A 1,772-nucleotide genomic window follows, 5' to 3' on the forward strand; every position below is an offset into this window, starting at 1 on the left:
TAGTGGTTATCCCTGGGCAGGCCCTTGGTCTGGGCGATGCGCTGGTATTTGACGGCGGGTTCGAGGACGGCGCCGGTTTCGAGCTGTCCGACGACGGCGCGCTGGATCTCCTGCCAGGGGGTCTGGCTTTCGGGGATCGGGAAGCCGCCGGCCGCTTCCAGGGCCTTGCGGCGCTCGACGATCTCGCTGGGCGAGACCAGCACGTCGACCCGCGACTTGCGCAGGTCAAAGCGGACCTTGTCGCCGGTCTTGAGGAGAGCAAGACCCCCGCCCACGGCCGCCTCGGGCGAGGCGTTGAGGATCGACGGCGAGCCCGAGGTGCCCGACTGGCGGCCATCGCCGATGCAGGGCAGCTGATGGATCCCCTGTTTGATCAGGTAGTTGGGCGCGCGCATGTTCACCACCTCGGCCGCGCCGGGATAGCCCACCGGGCCCGCGCCGCGCATGAACAGGATCGAGTTGGCGGTGATGCCCACCGACGGATCGTCGATCCGGTGGTGGTAGTCCTCGGGCCCGTCGAACACGACCGCCACGCCCTCGAAGGCGTCCGGGTCGTCGGGATTGGACAGATAGCGCTCGCGGAACTCGGGGCTGATCACGCTGGTCTTCATGATCGCCGAGTTGAACAGATTGCCGCGCATGACCACGAAGCCGGCCCGCTCGACCAGCGGCCGCGAGAACGGACGGATGACATCCTCGTCCTCGATCTGGACGCCGCGATACTGCTCGCCGATGGTCTGGCCCGAGACGCATTTGACGTCCTCGTGGATCAGCCCCTGCTCGATCAGCTGGCCGAAGACCGCCGGCACGCCGCCGGCCCGGTAGTAGTCCTCGCCCAGGTACTCACCGGCCGGCTGCAGGTTGACCAGCAGCGGCACCTCCTCGCCCTTGTCCTGCCAGTCGTCGATGCTGAGTTCGACGCCCACGTGGCGGGCGAGAGCATTGAGGTGGATCGGGGCGTTGGTCGAGCCGCCGATGGCCGAGTTGACGACGATGGCGTTCAGGAACGCCTCGCGGGTCAGGACGTCGGAGGGCTTCAGGTCCTCCTTGACCATCTCGACGATCCGCAGACCCGTGCGGTAGGCGTTCTCTTGTCGATCTCTATAGGGGGCTGGAATGGCGGCCGAGCCGGGCAGCGACATGCCCAGCGCCTCGGTCAGCGAGTTCATGGTCGTGGCCGTGCCCATGGTGTTGCAATAGCCCGTCGAGGGCGCCGAGCTGGCCACCAGCTTGATGAAGCCGGCATTGTCGATCTCGCCGGCCGCCAGCATCTCGCGGGCCTTCCAGACGATGGTGCCAGAACCCGTCCGCTGGCCCTTGTGCCAGCCGTTCAGCATCGGACCGACCGACAGGGCGATGGCCGGGATGTTCACCGTCGCCGCCGCCATCAAACAGGCGGGCGTGGTCTTATCGCAGCCGATCGTCAGCACCACCCCGTCCAGCGGATAGCCGTAGAGCAGCTCCACCAGGCCCAGGTACGACAGGTTCCTGTCCAGCCCCGCCGTCGGCCGCTTGCCCGTCTCCTGGATCGGATGGACCGGGAACTCCAGCACGATGCCGCCCGCCGAGCGGATCCCCTCCCTCACCCGCTCGGCCAGCACCAGGTGATGGCGGTTGCACGGCGACAGATCCGACCCCGTCTGGGCGATGCCGATGATCGGACGACCCGACTGCAGCTCCTCCAGCGTCAGCCCAAAGTTCAGATAGCGCTCCAGATAAAGCGCCGTCATGTCGATGTTGTCCGGATTGTCAAACCACGCGCGCGAACGAAG

The 1,772-nt window shown here is 67.0% G+C and carries 1 protein-coding gene; it reads right to left on the reverse strand.

The features are described from left to right. A partial coding sequence (locus tag AX690_RS10980; protein WP_066730375.1) for an IlvD/Edd family dehydratase occupies nt 1-1,772 on the reverse strand: 1,772 nt, incomplete at both ends.

The organism is Caulobacter sp. CCH9-E1, from assembly GCF_001556515.1.
Classification (GTDB): Bacteria; Pseudomonadota; Alphaproteobacteria; order Caulobacterales; family Caulobacteraceae; genus Caulobacter.